The organism is Streptomyces sp. NPDC088732, from assembly GCF_044751205.1.
Lineage (GTDB): Bacteria > Actinomycetota > Actinomycetes > Streptomycetales > Streptomycetaceae > Actinacidiphila.
On record NZ_JBIVLI010000043.1, the window covers coordinates 24,235 to 42,102 of the forward strand.

21 protein-coding genes are annotated in these 17,868 nt (G+C 74.7%); 7 read left to right on the forward strand and 14 right to left on the reverse strand.

The genetic code is table 11. From position 1 onward, the window contains the following. The first annotated feature begins 10 nt into the window (after nt 1–10). Nucleotides 11–586, forward strand: coding sequence for a TetR family transcriptional regulator C-terminal domain-containing protein (locus ACIP9H_RS41160; RefSeq protein ID WP_401590069.1), 576 nt, complete (start codon nt 11–13; stop codon nt 584–586). A gap of 13 nt (nt 587–599) precedes the next feature. On the opposite strand, the gene ACIP9H_RS41165 is transcribed toward ACIP9H_RS41160, so the two are convergent. Further along, complete coding sequence (locus ACIP9H_RS41165; RefSeq protein WP_401590066.1) at nt 600–1,601, reverse strand: alpha/beta fold hydrolase; 1,002 nt, start codon at nt 1,599–1,601, stop codon at nt 600–602. 195 nt (nt 1,602–1,796) lie between these two features. Here ACIP9H_RS41165 and ACIP9H_RS41170 point away from each other — a divergent pair, with 195 nt between their 5' ends. Then, nucleotides 1,797–3,530 carry an RNA ligase family protein gene (locus tag ACIP9H_RS41170; protein WP_401590063.1) on the forward strand — a complete coding sequence of 578 codons (1,734 nt, stop codon included), beginning with the start codon at nt 1,797–1,799 and terminating at the stop codon, nt 3,528–3,530. A gap of 1 nt (nt 3,531) precedes the next feature. Next, nucleotides 3,532–6,357, forward strand: a complete 2,826-nt coding sequence (locus ACIP9H_RS41175; RefSeq protein ID WP_401964118.1) for a poly(A) polymerase — start codon at nt 3,532–3,534, stop codon at nt 6,355–6,357. A 48-nt stretch (nt 6,358–6,405) separates the two neighbouring features. On the opposite strand, the gene ACIP9H_RS41180 is transcribed toward ACIP9H_RS41175, so the two are convergent. From ACIP9H_RS41180 to ACIP9H_RS41190, 3 genes are all read right to left on the reverse strand, one after another. Then, complete coding sequence (locus ACIP9H_RS41180; RefSeq protein ID WP_401590057.1) at nt 6,406–7,569, reverse strand: alpha/beta hydrolase; 1,164 nt, start codon at nt 7,567–7,569, stop codon at nt 6,406–6,408. 116 nt (nt 7,570–7,685) lie between these two features. Continuing rightward, the gene (locus ACIP9H_RS41185) at nt 7,686–8,771 is read right to left on the reverse strand and encodes an NAD(+)/NADH kinase (protein ID WP_401590054.1); all 1,086 of its coding nucleotides are present in this window, start codon (nt 8,769–8,771) and stop codon (nt 7,686–7,688) included. Between the two features lie 939 nt (nt 8,772–9,710). Next, the gene (locus tag ACIP9H_RS41190; RefSeq protein ID WP_401590051.1) at nt 9,711–10,115 is read right to left on the reverse strand and encodes a hypothetical protein; all 405 of its coding nucleotides are present in this window, start codon (nt 10,113–10,115) and stop codon (nt 9,711–9,713) included. A 164-nt stretch (nt 10,116–10,279) separates the two neighbouring features. Here ACIP9H_RS41190 and ACIP9H_RS41195 point away from each other — a divergent pair, with 164 nt between their 5' ends. Then, entirely contained in the window at nt 10,280–10,684 is a 405-nt protein-coding gene (locus ACIP9H_RS41195; RefSeq protein ID WP_360916903.1) for an ACT domain-containing protein, read from the forward strand. Here ACIP9H_RS41195 and ACIP9H_RS41200 read toward each other — a convergent pair whose 3' ends face one another. The 8 genes from ACIP9H_RS41200 to ACIP9H_RS41235 are packed head-to-tail and all read right to left on the reverse strand — an operon-like array spanning nt 10,685 to nt 14,370. Further along, nucleotides 10,685–11,095 carry a gas vesicle protein K gene (locus ACIP9H_RS41200; RefSeq protein ID WP_401590048.1) on the reverse strand — a complete coding sequence of 137 codons (411 nt, stop codon included), beginning with the start codon at nt 11,093–11,095 and terminating at the stop codon, nt 10,685–10,687. Beyond that, a complete protein-coding gene (locus ACIP9H_RS41205; RefSeq protein ID WP_401590045.1) occupies nt 11,092–11,331 on the reverse strand; it encodes a gas vesicle protein in 240 nt (79 codons plus the stop codon). The genes ACIP9H_RS41200 and ACIP9H_RS41205 overlap by 4 nt, the downstream gene beginning before the upstream one ends. Continuing rightward, complete coding sequence (locus ACIP9H_RS41210) at nt 11,328–12,134, reverse strand: GvpL/GvpF family gas vesicle protein (RefSeq protein ID WP_401964121.1); 807 nt, start codon at nt 12,132–12,134, stop codon at nt 11,328–11,330. Before ACIP9H_RS41210 ends, ACIP9H_RS41205 begins: the two co-directional genes overlap by 4 nt. Beyond that, nucleotides 12,127–12,582 carry a gas vesicle protein gene (locus tag ACIP9H_RS41215; RefSeq protein WP_401590039.1) on the reverse strand — a complete coding sequence of 152 codons (456 nt, stop codon included), beginning with the start codon at nt 12,580–12,582 and terminating at the stop codon, nt 12,127–12,129. The genes ACIP9H_RS41210 and ACIP9H_RS41215 overlap by 8 nt, the downstream gene beginning before the upstream one ends. Nucleotides 12,583–12,603: 21 nt before the next feature. Next, nucleotides 12,604–12,855: a gas vesicle protein GvpG gene (locus ACIP9H_RS41220; RefSeq protein WP_401590036.1), complete on the reverse strand. Its 252-nt coding sequence runs from the start codon at nt 12,853–12,855 to the stop codon at nt 12,604–12,606. 25 nt (nt 12,856–12,880) lie between these two features. Continuing rightward, complete coding sequence (locus tag ACIP9H_RS41225; protein ID WP_401590033.1) at nt 12,881–13,594, reverse strand: GvpL/GvpF family gas vesicle protein; 714 nt, start codon at nt 13,592–13,594, stop codon at nt 12,881–12,883. Nucleotide 13,595: 1 nt separating this feature from the next. After that, nucleotides 13,596–14,069, reverse strand: a complete 474-nt coding sequence (locus ACIP9H_RS41230; protein ID WP_401964123.1) for a gas vesicle structural protein GvpA — start codon at nt 14,067–14,069, stop codon at nt 13,596–13,598. A 22-nt stretch (nt 14,070–14,091) separates the two neighbouring features. Next, nucleotides 14,092–14,370: a gas vesicle protein gene (locus ACIP9H_RS41235; RefSeq protein WP_360916879.1), complete on the reverse strand. Its 279-nt coding sequence runs from the start codon at nt 14,368–14,370 to the stop codon at nt 14,092–14,094. A gap of 128 nt (nt 14,371–14,498) precedes the next feature. Here ACIP9H_RS41235 and ACIP9H_RS41240 point away from each other — a divergent pair, with 128 nt between their 5' ends. Together ACIP9H_RS41240 and ACIP9H_RS41245 are read left to right on the forward strand one after the other, a co-directional pair. Continuing rightward, complete coding sequence (locus tag ACIP9H_RS41240; protein ID WP_401964125.1) at nt 14,499–15,254, forward strand: histone protein; 756 nt, start codon at nt 14,499–14,501, stop codon at nt 15,252–15,254. Nucleotides 15,255–15,257: 3 nt separating this feature from the next. Further along, nucleotides 15,258–16,304 carry an SRPBCC family protein gene (locus ACIP9H_RS41245; protein ID WP_401964127.1) on the forward strand — a complete coding sequence of 349 codons (1,047 nt, stop codon included), beginning with the start codon at nt 15,258–15,260 and terminating at the stop codon, nt 16,302–16,304. Nucleotides 16,305–16,311: 7 nt separating this feature from the next. Here the strand turns inward: ACIP9H_RS41245 and ACIP9H_RS41250 are convergent, their stop codons facing one another. After that, nucleotides 16,312–16,695 carry a DUF4259 domain-containing protein gene (locus ACIP9H_RS41250; protein WP_401964129.1) on the reverse strand — a complete coding sequence of 128 codons (384 nt, stop codon included), beginning with the start codon at nt 16,693–16,695 and terminating at the stop codon, nt 16,312–16,314. Between the two features lie 5 nt (nt 16,696–16,700). Continuing rightward, complete coding sequence (locus ACIP9H_RS41255) at nt 16,701–17,342, reverse strand: DUF1349 domain-containing protein (protein ID WP_401964131.1); 642 nt, start codon at nt 17,340–17,342, stop codon at nt 16,701–16,703. A 119-nt stretch (nt 17,343–17,461) separates the two neighbouring features. Between ACIP9H_RS41255 and ACIP9H_RS41260 the strand changes: the two genes are divergently transcribed. Further along, the coding region (locus ACIP9H_RS41260) for a GAF domain-containing protein (protein WP_401964132.1) at nt 17,462–17,868 on the forward strand (407 nt) is incomplete at its 3' end.

The window sequence follows — 17,868 nt, forward strand, 5'->3', positions numbered from 1 at the left end:
TACTGAGGGCGTGACGACCAAAGAACGGATCGCCGAGGCCGGGCTCAGGCTGTTCCACGAGCGCGGCTACAACGGCACCAGCGTGCAGGACATCGTGGCCGCGGCCGGCGTGCCCAAGGGGTCCTTCTACAACCACTTCAGCAGCAAGGAGACGCTCGGCCTCGACGCCGTCGAGCGCTTCTCCGGCTCCCTGGCCCTGGAGACGCTGACCGGCGCCGCGCCCTCGCCGATCGCCAGGATCGAGGCCAACCTGCGCCACCGCGTGGCGCTCGCGGCCCGCAACGACTTCGCGCGCGGCTGCCTGCTCGCCAATCTGGCCGCCGAGATCCCGGCGCACAGCCCCGCCCTGAGCGAGGCGGTGCGGGAGCAGCTCCAGCGCTGGCAGGAGGCGCTCGCCGGGACGCTGAGGGAGGCGCAGGAGGTGGGGGAGGTGGCCCGGGCGGTGTCGGCGGAAGCGCTGGCGGACTACCTGGTGAGCGGTTTCGAGGGGGCGATGTCCCGGGCCAGGCTCGTTCGCGGCCGGCAGCCGCTCGACGGATTCCTCGACGTGACGTTCGCCACCGTGCTCGCCCGCCCCGCCGGCTGAGCCCGGCGCGCGGTCACCGGGGGCGGGTTTCGCGCCTGCGGGTGAGGGCGTACAGGGCCGTGCCGGTCGCCACCGAGATGCTGGCCGCCGCGGCCATCATCGCCACGGGCCGGGAGTTCGCGGCGGGGGCGAGCCGGGGGCCGGCCGCGCGGGCCGCCTCCAGGACCAGGTCGGTGACGGCCCGGGGCGCCGTGACGTGGACGGCGTGGGGCGCGTCCACCTCGACGACATGGCTGCCGGCCCGGAGGGCCATGAAGCGCTCGTTGGCGGCGCCGATGGCCTGGTCGGCGGTGGCGACCAGGTACCAGGAGGGGATGGTCCGCCATGCCGCGGCACGGGCCGCCTCGGTCACGACCCCCGTGGCGGCGGGGCGCTGGGCCGCCGCCAGCGAGGCCGCGGTGGCGGCCGGGACACGGCCGCTCAGCATGATCTCGTTGTACCGCTCGGGCCTGATCCACAGTTCGAGCCCGCCGCCGCCGCCGCCGCCGTCGCCGTCCTCCTCCGGCACCGGGACCGTGCGCAGCGCGGCGGGCACCAGGGACGAGGCGTCGGCCAGGTGGCTGCCCGGGTACTTCGCGATGAGCCGGCGGGTGTTCTCCCCGGCCTCCGGCGCGAAGGCCGCTATGTAGACCAGCGACTTGACGTTGGGGTTGCCCGCCGCGGCGTTGGTGATCACCGCGCCGCCGTAGGAGTGGCCGACCAGCACGACGGGGCCCTTGACCGTCTTGAGGACCGCCGTCAGGTACGCCGAGTCGGCGTTCAGCCCGCGCAGCGGATTGGAGGGCGCGAGCACCGTGTAGCCGTTCTTCTGCAGTCCGCGGATGACCGGGAGCCAGCCCGAGGCGTCCGTCCAGGCCCCGTGCACCAGCACGATCGTCGGCCTGGTGCCGCGTCCGCCGCCGCTCCCGCCCGCGGGGGACGCCGCCACCGGGCAGGAGACCGCCAGGGCGGCCACCGGCACGAGCAGCGCAAGGCAGCGTGCGCGGCGGGACATCGCGAGCGGATTCGCAGACATCGGCACTCTCTTCGCCTCGGGGCAGGCAGGACGGTTGGTGACGAGTCTGCGCGGAGGGCGGTCACGGGGCGCGACCGGTGCGGCCGTCGGAGTGACCCGCGCGGGGCACCGGCCGGCGCTAAATCGATGGAACGGGTGTCCGTGACGCTCCTACAGTGGCCGCGCACCAATGGAGCACGGGGGAGCACCGCAACCATGCGTACGCACTATCCGCGCACCCCTCATCTGCCCTGGTCACCGGGGGCCGCGTCGGACGACGTGCGGGCCCGGGACCTGGACGGGCTGCGCGGGCGCGAGGTCGTCGTCACCGAGAAGCTGGACGGCGAGAACACCACCCTCTACACCGACGGCCTGCACGCCCGGTCGCCGGACTCGGCCCACCACCCCTCGCGCGCCTGGGTGAAGGCGCTCCAGGGGCGGATCGGGTCCGCGATCCCGCCCGGCCGGCGGGTGTGCGGGGAGAACCTGTTCGCCCGGCACTCGCTCGCCTACGAGGCCCTGGACAGCTGGTTCTACGGGTTCTCGGTCTGGGACGGAGACCGGTGCCTGGACTGGGACGCCACGACGGGCTTCCTGCGCCGCCTCGGCGTCCCGGTGCCGCCGGTGCTGTGGCGGGGCACCTTCGACGAACGGGCGCTGCGGGCCCTGCGCGTGGACACCGCCCGCCAGGAGGGCTGGGTCGTCCGCACCACCGAGGGCTTCGCCCGCGAGGAGTTCGGGCGGCGCGTCGCGAAATGGGTGCGCCCGGACCATGTGCGGACCAGTACGCACTGGATGCACGCCGCCGTCGTGGAGAACGGGCTCGGCCCGGCCGCCGCGCTGTGGGCGGTCCGCTCCGGCGCGGCCCCCGACCCGGCCGCACTCGTGACGGCGCTCGGCCTGCCCGCGCAGGACACGCGGGACGCACATGCCGCCGCGGACGCGGCCGCCCGGCTGGACGTTCTCGGACGGACCGGGGACGCCCGGCTCGCGGGCGTGCTCGCCGCCCTGCTGCACGGCGCGCACCGCGCCCCGCTCGCCGCCCGGCTCGCCGGGCCGCTGGGCATGGCCACCGCCCGGCGGGTCGCCGACCTGGTCGGGCTGCACGCCGCCCTCCACCTGCCGTACCCGGACCGGGACCGCCGCGCCGGGCTCGGGCGTCTCTCCCTCGCCGCCGACCTGGGCGTCCTGCACGCCGTCGCGGCCGCGGTCGCGCCCGGCGACGCGGCCCGCGAGCAGGCCGAGTGGTCGGCGCTCCACGCCGACGCGGCGGGACTGCTCGCCGAGGAACCGTCCGCCCCGCTGCGCGACGGGCTGCGCGACGCCCTCGCCGGACTCGGCCGCGCCGCCGCCGACCGCTGCTGGACCGAGGCCCGGACCGCGTACGCCGCAGGTCGCCTCGGCAGCGCGGAGGAGGCCGTCGCGGCGACCTGGCGCTACCGCTCGGGCGACTTCCCCCGCCTGATCCACCTCGTGGGCCCTGCGGGCAGCGGCAAGAGCACCTTCGCCGCCGGCCTGGACGGCGTCGACACCCGGGTCTCCCTGGACGAACTGCGGACCGCCCGCGGGTCCCGGGCCGACCAGCGCGCCAACCAGGAGGTGCTGCGGGACGGCCTGCGAGGGCTGGACAGCGCCCTGACCGGACGTGCGACGGTGGTGTGGGACGCCACGTCACTGAGTCCCCACCAGCGGTCCCTGGTGCACGCGGTGGCCCGCCGCCGCGACGCCCTCGTCACCCATGTGGTGGCGCTGGTCGGGGAGGACGAACTGGCGCGCCGCAACGCGGTCCGCGACCACCCGGTCCCAGGCGCCGTGCTCACCGCGCAGACCCGCCGCTTCGACCCGCCGTACCCGGGCCACGCGCACCGCACCTGCTACCTGGGCGCGGACGGCACCGTCGAGGACACCGACGGCACGCTCGGCGCCGCGGCCCACGGACAGGAGGTGTGAGGTGCGCACCAGCGAGGAGATCTACCACCGGGTCCGCTGGGACGCCCGCTTCGACCCGGCCCGCTTCGTGCTGGGCGTCCTCCAGCGCGGCGCGGCGCCCAAGCGCGTCCCGCTGCCGGCCTTCGTGCCCGGCGGTGAGGTCCCCTGGCACCGCGTGCTGTTCGTCGAGGCCGACGGCGAACTCGTGTGGGACCGCGCCACCGGCGTCGACCGCATCGACGCCACCGACGCGGGCCGGGTGCGCGAACCCCGGCTGCTGCGCGCCCCGTTCTTCACCGCCCGCACCCCGCACGCCTGGGATCCGGCGGCCGACGGCTGGCGCCCCGGCGGCACGGCTCCGGCCGCGGCACCCGGCGGGGGAGAGGTGCGGGTCCTGACCTGGAACACCCTGTGGGACCGCTACGACGGGCACCTCATCGCCACCGACCGCCGCCGCCCCCTGCTGCTGCGCGCGCTGGAGCGGTCGGACGCCGACGTCATCGCGCTCCAGGAGACCGAGCCGCGCCTGCTCGCGATGATCGCCGCCGAGCCCTGGGTCCGCGAGCGGTACGTCCTCGGCACCCCGCCGGACGGCACCGGGACGCACGAGGTGGCGGAGCACGGACTGCTGCTGCTCAGCCGGCTGCCCGTGCGCGAGTCCGCGGCGCACACCCTCGGTCCGCACAAGGCCGTCGCCGCGATCACCGTGGAGACCGCCCAAGGCCCGCTCGTCGTGGTCGCCACCCATCTGAGCAGCGACCACTCCGAGGACGGCGCCGGCCGGCGGGAGGCCGAACTGGCCCGGCTGGCCGAGGGACTGGCCGGCGTCGACGCCCCCGGACTGGTCGTCCTCGGCGACTTCAACGACGGCGGCGACGCACCGGCCCGCGCGCTCGGCCTCCGCGACGCCTGGACCGACGTCCACGGCGCGTCCGACACGACCCCCACCTTCGACCCCGCGGCGAACCCGCTCGCCGCCGTGTCCTCCCTCACCGGCCGGGCCTCCCGCCTGGACCGCGTCCTCCTGCGCGACGCCGCGGGATTCCGCGCCACCGCCGCCCGGCTGCACGGCGAAACCCCCGCGGCCGACGGGCTGTTCGCCTCCGACCACTACGGGGTGGAGGCCGTCCTCACCCCGTCGGGCAGCACGGGCACGCGGACCCTGGACGAGGCGCCCACCGCCCGCACCGCGGTCGCCTGGCTCCCGCCGGAGGAACTGCGCCCCGCGCTCGACGGCGTCCGCCGGGAGCACGACCCGCAGATCCACCGCTGGCCCCCGCACGTCAACCTGCTCTTCGGCTTCGTACCCGAGCACGCCTTCGAGCGCGCCGCGCCCCTGCTCGCCGAAGCGGCGGCCGCCTCACCCGGTTTCAGCGCGCGACTGGACGGCATCCACACCTTCGGCCACCGCGAGGACGCCACCGTCTGGCTCGACCCCGCCGCTGCCGGCGCCGCCCCCTGGGCCGCCCTCCACCACGCCCTCGCCGAACGGTTCCCGCACTGCCGGGGCCGCGCCGGGGGATACACCCCGCACCTCACCCTGGGCCGCACCCCCGACCCGCTGCCCGTCGCGGCCGCGACGGCGGCCCGCCTCGCCCCGATGACCGCCCGCGTCGGGACGATCGTCCTGCTGTCGCGGCGCGGCGACGAGCCGATGCGGCCCCGCGCCGAGGTCGCCCTCGGCACGGGCACGCTGCGCTGGCTGGACGACGCACCCCCGCCGGGCGGCAGCCCCGCACCGGCCGCCGGGGACACCGAAGCGGCCCGTGTGCTGCGGCAGTTGACGCAGGCGCTCCGGCCCGGAGCGGTGCACCTGGCCGGGTCCCGCCGCATGGGATGCCATCTGCCCGGCGCCGATCTCGACGTGGTGGCGGCGCTGCCCGGCACGGCCGACATGGAGGACGTGGCGGCCCGCGTCGCTGCCGCCGTGCCCGGGGCCGTACGGCTGCGCGAGGTCACCGGGGCCCGGGTGCCGGGGCTGCGCTTCAGCGTGGGCGCCCTCGACGTCGACCTGGTGGTCGTGGCCACCGGGCCGCTCGCCCCCGGCGAGGCGGTGGACCGGCGCCTGGACCTGGGCGAGGCCGCCGCCGTCGCGCTGAGCGCCGTCAGCGACGCGGACGCCGTGCTTGCCCTGGCCGGCGGCGCCCACGACCGCTTCGCCGCACTGGCCCGCCAGGTGAAGGCCTGGGCCCGCGCGCGCGGACTGGACTCGGCACCGTTCGGCGGACTGCCGGGACTGGCCTGGGCGCTGCTGGCGGCCCGGACGGTGGGCGAGCACCCGGACACGCCCGCGTCCGGTCTGGCGCGCGAGTTCTTCGCGACCTGGGCCGCGTGGGACTGGCACAACCCGATCGGCACCGCCGGTGCCACCGCCCCGGCCGTGTCCGTCGCCACCCCGAGCGCCCCCGTCCGCTGGTGCACCGAGCAGACCGGCCCCGGCTTCCGCGACCTGCTGACCCAGGAGCTCTACCGCGCCTGGGAGTTGCTGGACGAGGGCGCCGACACGGCGGTGCTCCTCGCGCCCCCGCCCCTGCACCGGCGGCACGCCGCCTGGGCCGTCGCCACGGTGCGCCCCGCCCCGGGCGAGGACCTCGACCGGACCGTGGGCCGGTTCCGCGGCCGCGTGCGCGCCCTGCTGACCGCGCTGGAGGCGGCGGGCGCCGTCGACGTCCACGCGTGGCCGCGGCCCTTCGCGGCCGGTGCCCACGAGGCACGGTGGGCCATCGGCCTCGGCAGCACCCCACCCGACGCCGGCGCCCTCGACCGTGCCGCCGCGCGCTGGCTGCGCGCCGTGCCCGGTGTGACGCTCGCCCGCGTCGACGGCGGGGCCGTTCCCACACTGCGCTGACGCGAGGGGGCGGCCGGTGCACGGCCGCCCCCTCCTCCGGTACGCGGGCTACTTGCCGCCGCCCGAGTCCGCGCCGTGCAGGGCGTCGCGGAGCACGGCGCTCGCCTCCGCGACGGCCGCCTTGTTGGACTCGGTGTCCCTCAGGGCGTTGAGCATCATGAAGTCGTGGGTGATCTTCTCGTAGTGCGAGAGGGTCACCGGGACCCCGGCGCCGCGCAGCTTCCGCGCGTACGCGGTGGCCTCGGAGAAGAGCACGTCGGAGTCCGTGATCACCAACGCCGGGGGCAGACCGCGCAGTTGACCGGTGGTGGCGCGCAGCGGCGCCGCGAGCGGGTTGGAGCGGTCCTTCAGGTGCGGGGCGTACGCGTCCCAGAACCACTGCATCGCGGGCCGGGTGAGCCAGCAGTTCTCCGCGAAGCGGTGGTACGACGGCGTGTCGAAGTCGGCGTCGGCCACCGGGTAGAGCATGACCTGCTGGCGGAAGTGCGGGCCGCCGCGCTGCTTGGCCATCATCGTGACGGCGGCGGTCATGTCACCGCCCACCGAGTCGCCGGCGACGGCCAGGCGCGAGGTGTCCACGCCGATTCCGGCGCCGTTGGCCGCGACCCACTTGGCCACCGCGTACGCCTGCTCGATCGGCACGGGGAACTGGGCCTCGGGCGACGGGGTGTAGTCGACGAACACCACGGCCGCCTTGGCCCCGTTGGCGAGTTCGCGGATCAGCCGCTCGTGGGTCTTGAAGTTGCCCAGCACCCAGCCGCCGCCGTGGATGTAGACGATGCCGGGCAGCGCGCCCTTCGCCCCCTCGGGCCGTACGACGTGCACGGAGACCGGCCCGGTCGGACCGCCGGGCACGTCCCGCTGCTCGACCGTGGCGGGCAGCATGTCCACCGGCCCGGCCTGGAGCTTGTTCAGCACCTCGCGGGCGTCGCTGTACGACATCTTGTACAGCGGTGTCCCGTCGGCCGCCGCGAGCCCGTTGAGGAAGTCCTGGGCGATCGTCTCGAGTTTCACCGGCGGGTCGCCGCAGGGCACGTACTTCGCCGGCGCCCCGTCGGCCACGGCCACCCTCGTCGCCGCCGCGCCGTGGACGTCGGCGGAGCGGCCGGCCCGGCCCGCGCAGCCGGCGCTGAGCGCGGTGGCCACCACGAGTGCGGCGGCCAGGGCCCAGCGGCTGTGACGCGCCGTGGACGGGTCTCGAGGACAGGTCATGTCGGTCTCCCGGGTGTGGTCGCGTCCCCCAGAACAGCCTGCGGAGGCCCGCCGCGCCGGACAACCGGGGATAGGCCGCCGGAGTGGAAGGCACGCCGGCCCGACCGGGACCGCCGTCAGTGCTTCGGGCCGGCGTCCGCGCTCTTGTCCGGGGGCGGCGGCAGCCGCAGTCCGGCCAGGTCCGGCGGGACGGGCTGGTCGGGCCGGATGAGGGGGGCGGCCATGCCGTCGGCGACCGCGGCGGGCGCGTCGCTCAGCCGGAAGCGGTCGCGGACCCGGCGGTAGAAGTCCGTGGGGCCGAGCCGGATCAGGCGCAGCCGGTGCCGGCCGCGGTACACGGCGACCCAGTCCCCGGGGTCCACCACGCCGCGCAACTGGCCGTCGATACTGACCGCGACACGCCCCGAACGGGCCAGCACGCGGATGGCGACGGACTCGTCCGGAGCCGCCACCATCGTCCGGTCGAACGCCATGTGGGGCGCCACCGGCGTGAAGACCACGGCGTCCATGTGCGGGGAGACGACGGGGCCGCCGGCGGCGAAGCTGTACGCGGTGGAACCGGTGGGCGTCGCCGCGATGATCGCGTCGGCGGAGTACGAGGCGAACAGCCGCCCGGCCAGGTACACCGCCACGCTCGCCTGCCGGTCCCGGGCGAGCTTCTCGAAGACGATGTCGTTGACCGCGTTGATGTTCATGGGCACGCCCCACCCGACGTCCACGGGGTCGCCCGGCCGCACGCTCGGCGAGGGCAGCGTCGGCCCGCGCCCGTACCGCAGCAGCGACTCGATGCCCTCGGGGACCTCCAGCGGGCGCGAGGCGCGGAGCGTGAGCGTCATCCGGTCCTCGACGGTGGCCCGGTCCTCGGCGACCGCGTCCAGCGCCTCCGTGACGTCCTCCACGCAGACCTCGGTGAGAAAACCGACCCGGCCCAGGTCCACGCCGAGCACGGGGGCGCCGCAGGCCGCCGCCACCCGGGCGCCGCGCAGGAAGGTGCCGTCGCCGCCGAGCGTGACGATGAGGTCCGGATAGCCCGCCGTCTTCGCCTCCTCCCGGCCGCTGTGGCGCGGCCGGTCCTGCCGCCAGATGTCGATCTCGACGGCGGGCACGTCGCGCTCCGCGCACCAGCGGTGCACCGTCGCGGCCGCCTCGACGGCCTCCGGACGCCCCTCGTGGACGATCATGCCGACCCGGCTCACCGGCATTGCGCACTCCTTCGGCTGGCTCGGCTCGTGCGCCCCGGTGCCCGGGTCCGCGCGAAGCGACCGCCGGGTCCGCGGTGGCGGTGCCCACCGGGGTGGTGCGCACCGCTTCCAGCATGGCGACTCCCGGCCCGATCGGCAGCGGGAGAGCGGCGGGCCGCCGCGCGCGCCGTGGGCGCCTCCGAGCTCACCGGCAGCCCGTACCTTCGTGCGGGCCCGATCGGAGGCCGGAGCGGTCGCGGTGTCCTGCGCTCCAGCGGCGCGGTGTGCTCGCCGTCTCTGCGCGCCGACCCGGTGCGCGGGCGTTCCGCACTGTCGGGCACCGCTGCGGGCGTGGTGACTTCTGGCCTGATCGGCAGGGGGAGGGGTGGCGCAGTGCAGCCGGGTGTGGTGCGGGGGCGTCCGCCGCCGGGCTGACCTTGTGCGGGTGGCAGGGCGGCGGGAGCGCCGGCGGCGCATCGTGGGGGCCGCCTCGGCGACCCGTGGACGCTCGGGTCGACCCGGCTCGCTGGCATTCCGTGCACAAGCGGGTCCCGGCGCCCGCCGGGGTGGTCCCCCCCCGGCCGTTGGCATCGCGCCTCGTGGCCTGCGGCGGCGTGCTCGCGCGGAGCGCTCCAGCGTGTCGATCCCGACGGCGCGCGCGTCGCACGCCGGCGGTGCAGCGTGGCGTCCGCGTCGACGTGCCCACCGGCTTGACGGTGTTCCGCACCCAGGTGCCGGCGGTGGGGGTGCCGCCAGGGCGGCGGGCGACCGGGTGTCGATCCCGACGGCGGGCACGTCGCGCTCCCCCCGCCGGTGGCGCATGGTGGGGGCCGCGTCGACTTGCCGGCCCGGTTCACCGGGGTTCCGCGCCCACGTGGGTCCCGGTCCGGGCGGTGCGGGGCGGCCACCGGGGTCGCCCCGACATATGCCGGCCCGGTTCACCGGCATGCATGCCGCCCGCTAGAAGGTGACGCTCCGCCAGGAGACCGGTACGCCGTCGCCGTCGGACCAGCCCAGGACCAGGCGCCGGTGCTCGGTGTGCGTCAGCATCTGCGTGCGGGTCCACGCCGAGCCGCACTGCGCGCCGATCTGCTGCCCCGGCTCCAGCACCGTCTCCCGGGTCCGGGACGGGGCGTCGTCGGCCTGGAGGAACACGCATCCCGGGTCGTTCACCGTCTTCGTGACCAGTGCGTCCACGTCCCAGCCGGTGCCCTGCGGGGTGACCGTGATCGTGGCGAAGCCGACCTTGTCCGGTTCGGTGAGTTCGAGGCGGGTGGTGCCGCCGCCGCCCGACCGCGGCTGCCATCCGTCGGCGGCCCCGGCGGCCGGCGCCAGCGCGAGCAGCCCCGACGACACGATCGACACGACAGTCCCAGCGACCCGGCTTCTGCGCACAGCGGCCCTCCATTGCGTCCGTCCGGCCGCCGTGCGGCGGCAGGCCCCTCATCCAAACCCGCGGGGCGCCCGGGCCCGGGGGCGCGGCGCGCGGACCGGCCGGTGCGATCACCCGTCCGGCATAGGGTGTGATCATGAGCGGAGAGACGGATCTGCGGAAACTGCTGAGCGGTATGCGCCCGGAGGCGGGCCGGGAACGGCATGTCTTCACCACCCTGCCCCCCGGGAGTGCTGTGCCGGACGGTGTGACGCCGGTCGTCACCGTCGCCGAGGAGGAGGGACTGACCCTCGTCCTGCCGCAGGAGCAGGCGGACGCGGCGGGCCTCGGCTACGGGTACGTGGCGGGAAGGATCACCCTGCGCGTGCACTCCGCGCTGGAGGCGGTCGGGCTGACGGCGGCCGTCGCCCGGGAGCTCGCCGACGCGGGCCTGAGCTGCAACGTTGTGGCGGGCTTCCACCACGACCACCTCTTCGTGCCGTACGAGCGCCTGGACGAGGCGGTCGCGGTGCTGGCGGACCTGGCGCGGCGCTCGGGCTGATCACTCCTCGGCGTCCGGCGGCAGCAGCGTGCCGAGCGGACCGAGGTCCAGGTTGAGGTCGCGCATCGTCAGGCCGTACTGGGCGCACAGATCGGTCATGCGGTCGTGGAGGATCATGAGGGTGGCGCCGAGGCGCTCCTCCTCGTCCTCGGTGAGGTCGCCCGCGTCGACCCGGCGCAGCGCCTGGCGCTCCATGAGCTGCCGCAGCAGTTCGACGAGGGTGAGCACCAGCCGCACCAGGTCCCGCTCGACGGTGTCGGGGTCGGCGCGCACCCGCCGGGCGGGGCGTGGCGGCGCGCCCGGCGCGGGCGGCGGGGGCGTGTCCTCCGGCAGCGCGGGCAGCAGCCGGAAGGCGCGGGCGGCCGCGTCGGCGACCTCGCCGAGCCGGTCGGAGGGCACCCCGGAGCTCACGGCCGCGTCCCGTCGGCCGGCGGCGGCGGTGCGGAACCGGCAAAGGGGGAGGGGTTCTTGGCGCCGATGGAGACGACCAGTGCGCGCAGCGAGACGCGTACCAGGTCGATGTCGGCGATGGACAGCACCACGTCCCCGGTGAGCACCACGCCTCCGCTCAGCAGCCGGTCCAGCAGGTCGATGAGCGCGACCTGCCGCTGCGGCAGCGGGTCCCCGCCCCGCGCGGGAACGCTCATGACGGCGCGCCCTCGGGGACGGCGGCGAAGGAGTACGGGGCCCAGGGCCCGGTGATGTCGACCCGCACGCCGGTCAGCCCCGCGGCGGCGTCCTGGACCCGGACGCGGAAGGACTCCGCCCGGTCCCGGGCGACCAGATAGGCGTCGTTGACCACGTTCTCCCCGGCGTCGCCGGCCAGTTCGCCCTGCTGGACGCGGTGCCGCGCGTGGTCGGCGGCCAGTTCGCGGCCGATCGCCGCCACGCGCTGCTCGGCCCGGCGGGCGTTGCGGTGGGCGTCCTCGCGGGCGTGCCGCTGTACCCCCCGGGCCCGCAGGTAGGCGCGTCCGGGGCTCAGGTCCGCCGCGGGCGCCGTGCCGGCATCCGCTGCCGGGTCGTCCTCCACGTAGATCTTGACGCCCCACTCCAGGTGCCCGTCGAGCCGGTCCAGGCACGCCGTGAACATCGCGCCGCAGTCCCCCAGTACGTCCCGGACGCGGGCCTCGTCGAGGTACACCGTGGCGAGTCGCAGCGGGAGCACCGTCGCCGCCGCGGACAGCTCCTCGATCACGGTGTGATGAGCGCGCGCGACGGACTCCAGCCACTCCAGGTCCTCCAAGTGCCGCCGCAGCGCGCCCTCCTGGAAGTCCGCCGCGGGCACCGCGCTGACGGCCGCCGCCAGTTGGGCCCCGAGCGGCCCGGAAACCAGGCGCACCGGGGCACCCGCCACCCCGGTCAGGTCCGCCCGTACGCGCTCCGGCGGGACGGAGTCCTCGCGCAGCACGGCGTACGCGTACTCCACGCGGTCGTGCCCGGCGTCACTCATCGTCGGTCGCTCTCCTGCGGCGCGCGGTGGCCGGCCGCTCGGCTGCCGTTCGGCGCGGGCGGGCGGCGGGCTTCCGTTCGCGTGCGGCGGCGGGCGCGGCGGGCAGTTCCCGCTCCTCCCGCAGCGCCTCGATCTCCGCGCGCAGGCGCCTGTTCTCGTCCGCGAGGGACTTCTCCCCGCCGGCGCGGGAGGACAGCGAGGGATCGTGCTCCCACCAGTCGATCCCCATCTCCTTGGCCTTGTCGACCGAGGCGACGATCAATCGGAGCTTGATGGTGAGCAGTTCGATGTCGAGCAGGTTGATCTTGATGTCCCCCGCGATGACGATGCCCTTGTCGAGGACGCGCTCCAGGATGTCGGCGAGGTTCGCGGAGGAGCCCTGGCCGTACGGGGCGTAGGGCGACTGCGCCCGCGTGGGGTACGAGCCGAGCCTGTCGGGGTCCGTCATACGGCCACCTCCGTCTCCGCCTCAGTTCCCGGCGCCCCTGCGGTGTGCGGTGATCTCCTCGAGGCGGTCCAGCAGTTCGTCCTCGCGGGCCTCGAAGGTCTCCTCGTCGATCCGTCCGGCGAGCAGTTCCTTCTCCAGCGCGCCGAGTTGCCGTTCCACCGGCCCGGGGTCGTAGTACTCCTCCTCGGCCGCCTCCTTGACGCGTTCCACGACCCAGACCACGCCGCGGACGGGCGCCAGGGGCAGGCCGAACAGTCCGGTGACGAGTCCCACGGCACACCCCTTTCCTGCGCGTTCCTCAGACGAAGCTGTACGGCGGCAGCGGCCCGCGCAGCCGCAGGTCGCACTCGTCGCCCAGCTGGTTGGCGAGGCTGAGCTGCGTGGCGAGGAACATCTCCTCCTGGCCCTCCTCCACCAGGAAGGACACGCTGAGGAAGTCCTGCCCGGTGGGCGGTACCGAGTCGTCCTCCCGGGCGAACGGGCGCAGCGCCTCGACGATGCCCGCGCCGAGCGCGCGCTGGCGCGCCTCGACCTCGCGGCTGATCAGCTCGCCGAGGGCGAGCGGCATCTCGGGGGTGCCGGAGCCGTCCCGGATCTGCTTGTTGAGCCGTGCCGCCTCCTCCGACTCGACCAGGATGCGGCGCAGCAGCGCCTCCTCCTCCCAGGAGACCTTCAGGTGGTACTCGGCGCATCCCTCCAGCGCATCGAGCCGGCCGCGGTACTCCTCGGCGCGCTCGTCCAGCGCGGTGCGCACGGTGTCGTCGTCGGGGGCGGTCAGGCCGAACCGCAGCGGCAGGACGGGGCCGTCGGCCATCAGCCGCTCCTGGACCTCCTGATGGGCCAGGACGTCGCGCCGGCGGGGACGCAGGTCCTCGGGCGCGTCGCTGACGACGGCGCTCAGCGCGGCGGTGGTCACGGTGCGCAGCTCACCGGGCGGCTTGCCGACGCCGTGGAGGCCGTCGAGGTTCGTCGGATGCGCCTTCGAGATGATGGAGTAGACGTAGACGGACATGTCATTCCCTCTCCCGGTGGGCGCTCCGCTTGGCCGGGCGGCGCCGCCTCGCTCGGGGTTCCTCCTCGTACTCGGCCTCCTCCTGGGCCGCGTCCCCGTCGTCCTCCTCGTCCTCGTCGCCCCCGCCGCCCTTCAGCGTGTCGGTGACGGCTTCGACGGCACCGCTCAGGGCGCCCTTGGACTTGCCCTTGGCGCCGCCCTCGGTGATCTCGCCCACGATGTCGGTGAGCTGGGTCGGCTGCTTGCGGCCGGACTCCAGGTCGAGGCGGTTGCACGCCTCCGCGAAGCGCAGATACGTGTCCACGCTGGCGACCACGATGCGGGCGTCGATCTTGAGGATCTCGATGCCGACGAGCGACACCCGGACGAAGACGTCGATGACGAGGCCGCGGTCGAGGATCAGCTCCAGGACGTCGTACAGACTGCCCGAGCCGCCGCCCGACACACCGCCGGCGCCCTGCGGCACCACGGTCATGGTGCCTCCCTTCAGCGCCCCCTCAGACGCGTCGGTCGATCTGCCCGCGGGCGTAACGCCGTGTCCGCTCGTACGAGACGAGCCCGCCCTCCTCGTCGAGGCTCACGTGGTAGGTCGCCATGACGCTGGTGGTCGCCGGAACGCGTTCCAGTTCCAGGACCTCGACGTCGGCCTCCCAGCCGTCCTCGGTCGGTTTCACCGCGGACACCGACTCGGGCTGCCGCCCGAGGAGTTCGGTGAGCTGCTCGGCCGCCGAACGCATGGCCCACGCGGCGGAGGGCTTGCGGGGCCGTCGGGTCATGTCGTCCCCTTCGGTCGTTGCCGCCGCCGTGCTTCGAGCGGCGCCACCCCGGCAAGCAAACGTACTATTTCAGCATATAGCCACAGTCGTGCGCGGCGACACGATCGCCGACCGGAAGGGAACGACTGATGAAGGATTCGACCAAGATGGCTCTCGCCGCCGGGATGGCCGGTGGTTATGTGCTCGGCCGGACCAAGAAGGCCAGGCTCGCCTTTGGACTCGCGACGTATCTCGCGGGCCGCCGCTTCGGTCTCGAACCGCAACAACTGCTCACCGAGGGTGTTCGCCGGCTCAAGGAACTGCCTCAGTTCGAGGACCTCAACGACCAACTGCGCGGCGAACTGATGGACGCGGGCCGCCAGGCGCTGTCCGCGGCCGCCGACCGCCGGCTGGCCGATCTCGCGGAGTCACTGCACGACCGCACCGCGCGCATCGGCGGGAAGTCCGGTCCGTCCGGCAAGGGCCGCCGCGACGAGGACGAGGCCGAGGACACGGACACGGACGAGGAAGCGGAGGAGGAGTACGAGCCCGAGGAGGACGAGGAGGAAGCCGAGGACCGGGAGGACGAGGAGCCGGAGGGCGCGGAGGAATCCGCCAAGAGGCCCGCCGGCAAGCGGGCACCGGGGCGCAGCCGCCACCGCCGTCCCGCGAAGCGGCCGGCGGCGAAGCGCGCACCGGAGGAGAAGTCCGGGGCCAAGAAGGCGCAGCCGGCGCGGAAGTCCACCGCCAAGAAGGCCGCGCCGCCCCCGCGCAAGCAGGCGGCGAAGAAGCCGGCCGCCAAGAAGGCGGCGGCGAAGAAGACCGCACCCAGTCGCGGCGGCGCCAAGAAGACGGCCGCGAAGAAGACGCCGGCCAAGAAGGCGTCGTCGGCACGGCGGAGGTAGGCCATGGCCAGGACGGCACAGCACAGCCCGAACGGACATGCCTCGGGTTTGGACCAGTTGCGCGAGGAGATGGTCCATTTCCTGGGCGCGCAGGTGGAGAACCTGGCGGAGAAGGCGGGCGACAAAGTCGCGGGTCTCACCGACCAGTTGCGCGACGTGGCCGAGAACGACGGTGTCCTGCCCAAGGCCGGGCTGCGCATCCTCCAGGGGGAGTCGCCGCTGAAGGCCTTCGTGGGCGAGAAGGCCAAGAGCATGGGGGGAGGCATCCTCGACAAGGCCAAGCAGGCCTTCGGCATGGGCAAGGGGCGCAAGTCGGGGACGACGAAGGTGATGAACATCGTCGAGTCCCTCGACGTCGGCGTACCGGTCCGCTTCGCCTACGACCACTGGACGCAGTACGAGAAGTTCAGCACCTTCACCAAGGGCGTGCGCAGCGTCTCCAAGGGCGAGGACGCCACCAGCGACTGGAAGGTCAAGGTGGGTCCGTCCACGCGCGGCTGGAAGGCCACCGTCCAGGAGCAGGTCCCGGACGAGCGCATCGTCTGGAGCTCCGAGGGCGCCAAGGGCACCACGCGCGGCTGCGTCAGCTTCCACGAGATCACTCCGACGCTGACCCGCATCGTGCTCGTGGTCGAGTACTACCCCTCCGGCTTCTTCGAGAAGACCGGCAACATCTGGCGCGCCCAAGGCCGCCGTCTGCGGCTCGACTTCAAGCACTTCCAGCGGTACGTCACCCTCACCGACGAGGAGCCCGAGGGCTGGCGGGGCGAGATCCAGGACGGGGAGGTCGTGCGGACCCACGAGGAGGCGCTGGAGGACGAGGAGGCGGAGTCCGACGAGGCCGCCGACGAGTACGACGACGGCGAATACCCCGAGGACGACGAGGAGTACGACGAGGACACCGAAGCCGAGGACGCCGACGAGGCCGACGACTACGAGGCCGACGAGGCCGACGAGGCCGACGAGTACGAGGACGACGGCGAGGAAGCCGAGGACGAGTACGAGGACGAGGAAGAGGAGGAACCGGAGTACGAGGAGGCCCGTCGCTGACGTGCCGTCACCTGGTGTGCCCCGACCGCCGTTCCGCCACCTCCACCAGCGCGTCGAACGTGCCCACCAGCACCTCCCGCCGCCGCGCGCGGTAGTCCGCCCCCGGCTCCAGGTCGTCGACCGCTTCGTCCCACACGGCGAGGTAGCGGGCCTTCCACGTCCGGAGCGTCGCCGCCTCGGGCAGAGTCGTCCCCGCCCAGCCGCGGGTGGCGAGCAGGTGCAGCAGTTCCAGGTTGCAGGGCACCGCCACACCCCAGTACTCGTCCGGTTCGAGCTCTGACGGGTCGCCCTCCATGGCCTGGGCGGCCTCGGCGGCCAACCGGTCGGTGAGCAGGCCGAGATGGTCCGCCGCCGTGTCCTCGTCGAAGTTCCCCGTGCCCCAGCTCCCCACCGCCCTCAGCTCTCCGCGTCGGCGTGCAGCGAGGCGTCCGCGGGCCCCTGGACGAACCGGGTGAACCGTACGCGCAGTCCGGCCCGCTCGGGCGAGCAGCAGAAGGGGCCCGCCGAGGCCTCCGCCTCCGGGGCGAGCGGTGCCAGCCGCACCATGCGCCACGGCTCGGCGTCGCACCGCGCCCTGATCGTCACCGCGTCGCCGTCCCGGCTGGCCCGCACGGTGACCTCGCGGCCCTTCCACTCGGGCACGGGGGCCAGGGACCAGTCCGACCGGCCGTGCGTGACCACGGCGCCGAGATGCGGTACGCCGTCCGACATCTCCACACCGGCCTTGATCCACGTCGCGGCGTCGACGCGGATCATGAGGCCCGCCTGGTCGTACAGGGTGTCGAAGTCCGCGACGAAGGTCACTTCGACGGCGCCGGAGCCGGGACCCGGACCCGGACCCGTACCGGTACCGGGGTCACGGGGGAAGGGAGCCAGCAGCGCGTGTCCGTCGTCGCGGACGAAGCCGTAGCTCGTGGTGCGCCAGAAGTCGCTGCGGTCACGCGTGGTGACCAGCAGTCCCTCGGCGTCGGATCGGGCCTCCAGCGGCGGGTTGAGCCACACGGCCTCGTCCCAGCCGATCGCACGGTGATCGTTCATGGGGTGAGTCTGCCCGTACCGCCCCGCCCGGGGCCAGGGGTCGACGCCGCGCCGCCGGACGCCGAGGTGAGGACAATGGCTGTGGGGAGCCACCGTGCCTGATGGAGGAATCCATGGGGATGGAGCCCGACAAGGGTCAGGAGCGCCTGCCGCGGCTGCAGCTGGACGAACTGCTGGACGAGTTGCAGATTCGGATCGATGCCGTGCGCGGGACGCGGGACCGTGTGCACAGCCTGCTGCAGGCCGTGCTGTCGGTGGGGCGCGAGCTGGATCTGCCGCAGGTGCTGCGCCGGATCGTGGAGGCCGCGGTCGTCCTCGTGGACGCGGAGTACGGCGCGCTCGGGGTCATCGGGGGCGAGGACCGGCTGTCGCAGTTCCTTCCGGTGGGTGTCGCGGACGCGGACATCGAGAAGATCGGCCCGCTGCCGTCCGGCCACGGCATCCTCGGCGAGCTGATCCGCCACCCCGAGCCGCTGCGGCTGGAGGAGATCTCCGAGCACCCCGTCTCGTACGGCTTCCCGGCCGA

Coding starts and splice junctions, on each gene's coding strand:
- ACIP9H_RS41165 (WP_401590066.1), bottom strand. CDS start 1,601: ATGTCTGCGAATCCGCTCGCGATGTCCCGCCGCGCACGCTGCCTTGCG.
- ACIP9H_RS41170 (WP_401590063.1), top strand. CDS start 1,797: ATGCGTACGCACTATCCGCGCACCCCTCATCTGCCCTGGTCACCGGGG.
- ACIP9H_RS41180 (WP_401590057.1), bottom strand. CDS start 7,569: ATGACCTGTCCTCGAGACCCGTCCACGGCGCGTCACAGCCGCTGGGCC.
- ACIP9H_RS41185 (WP_401590054.1), bottom strand. CDS start 8,771: ATGCCGGTGAGCCGGGTCGGCATGATCGTCCACGAGGGGCGTCCGGAG.
- ACIP9H_RS41195 (WP_360916903.1), top strand. CDS start 10,280: ATGAGCGGAGAGACGGATCTGCGGAAACTGCTGAGCGGTATGCGCCCG.
- ACIP9H_RS41205 (WP_401590045.1), bottom strand. CDS start 11,331: ATGAGCGTTCCCGCGCGGGGCGGGGACCCGCTGCCGCAGCGGCAGGTC.
- ACIP9H_RS41210 (WP_401964121.1), bottom strand. CDS start 12,134: ATGAGTGACGCCGGGCACGACCGCGTGGAGTACGCGTACGCCGTGCTG.
- ACIP9H_RS41215 (WP_401590039.1), bottom strand. CDS start 12,582: ATGACGGACCCCGACAGGCTCGGCTCGTACCCCACGCGGGCGCAGTCG.
- ACIP9H_RS41225 (WP_401590033.1), bottom strand. CDS start 13,594: ATGTCCGTCTACGTCTACTCCATCATCTCGAAGGCGCATCCGACGAAC.
- ACIP9H_RS41230 (WP_401964123.1), bottom strand. CDS start 14,069: ATGACCGTGGTGCCGCAGGGCGCCGGCGGTGTGTCGGGCGGCGGCTCG.
- ACIP9H_RS41235 (WP_360916879.1), bottom strand. CDS start 14,370: ATGACCCGACGGCCCCGCAAGCCCTCCGCCGCGTGGGCCATGCGTTCG.
- ACIP9H_RS41240 (WP_401964125.1), top strand. CDS start 14,499: ATGAAGGATTCGACCAAGATGGCTCTCGCCGCCGGGATGGCCGGTGGT.
- ACIP9H_RS41245 (WP_401964127.1), top strand. CDS start 15,258: ATGGCCAGGACGGCACAGCACAGCCCGAACGGACATGCCTCGGGTTTG.
- ACIP9H_RS41255 (WP_401964131.1), bottom strand. CDS start 17,342: ATGAACGATCACCGTGCGATCGGCTGGGACGAGGCCGTGTGGCTCAAC.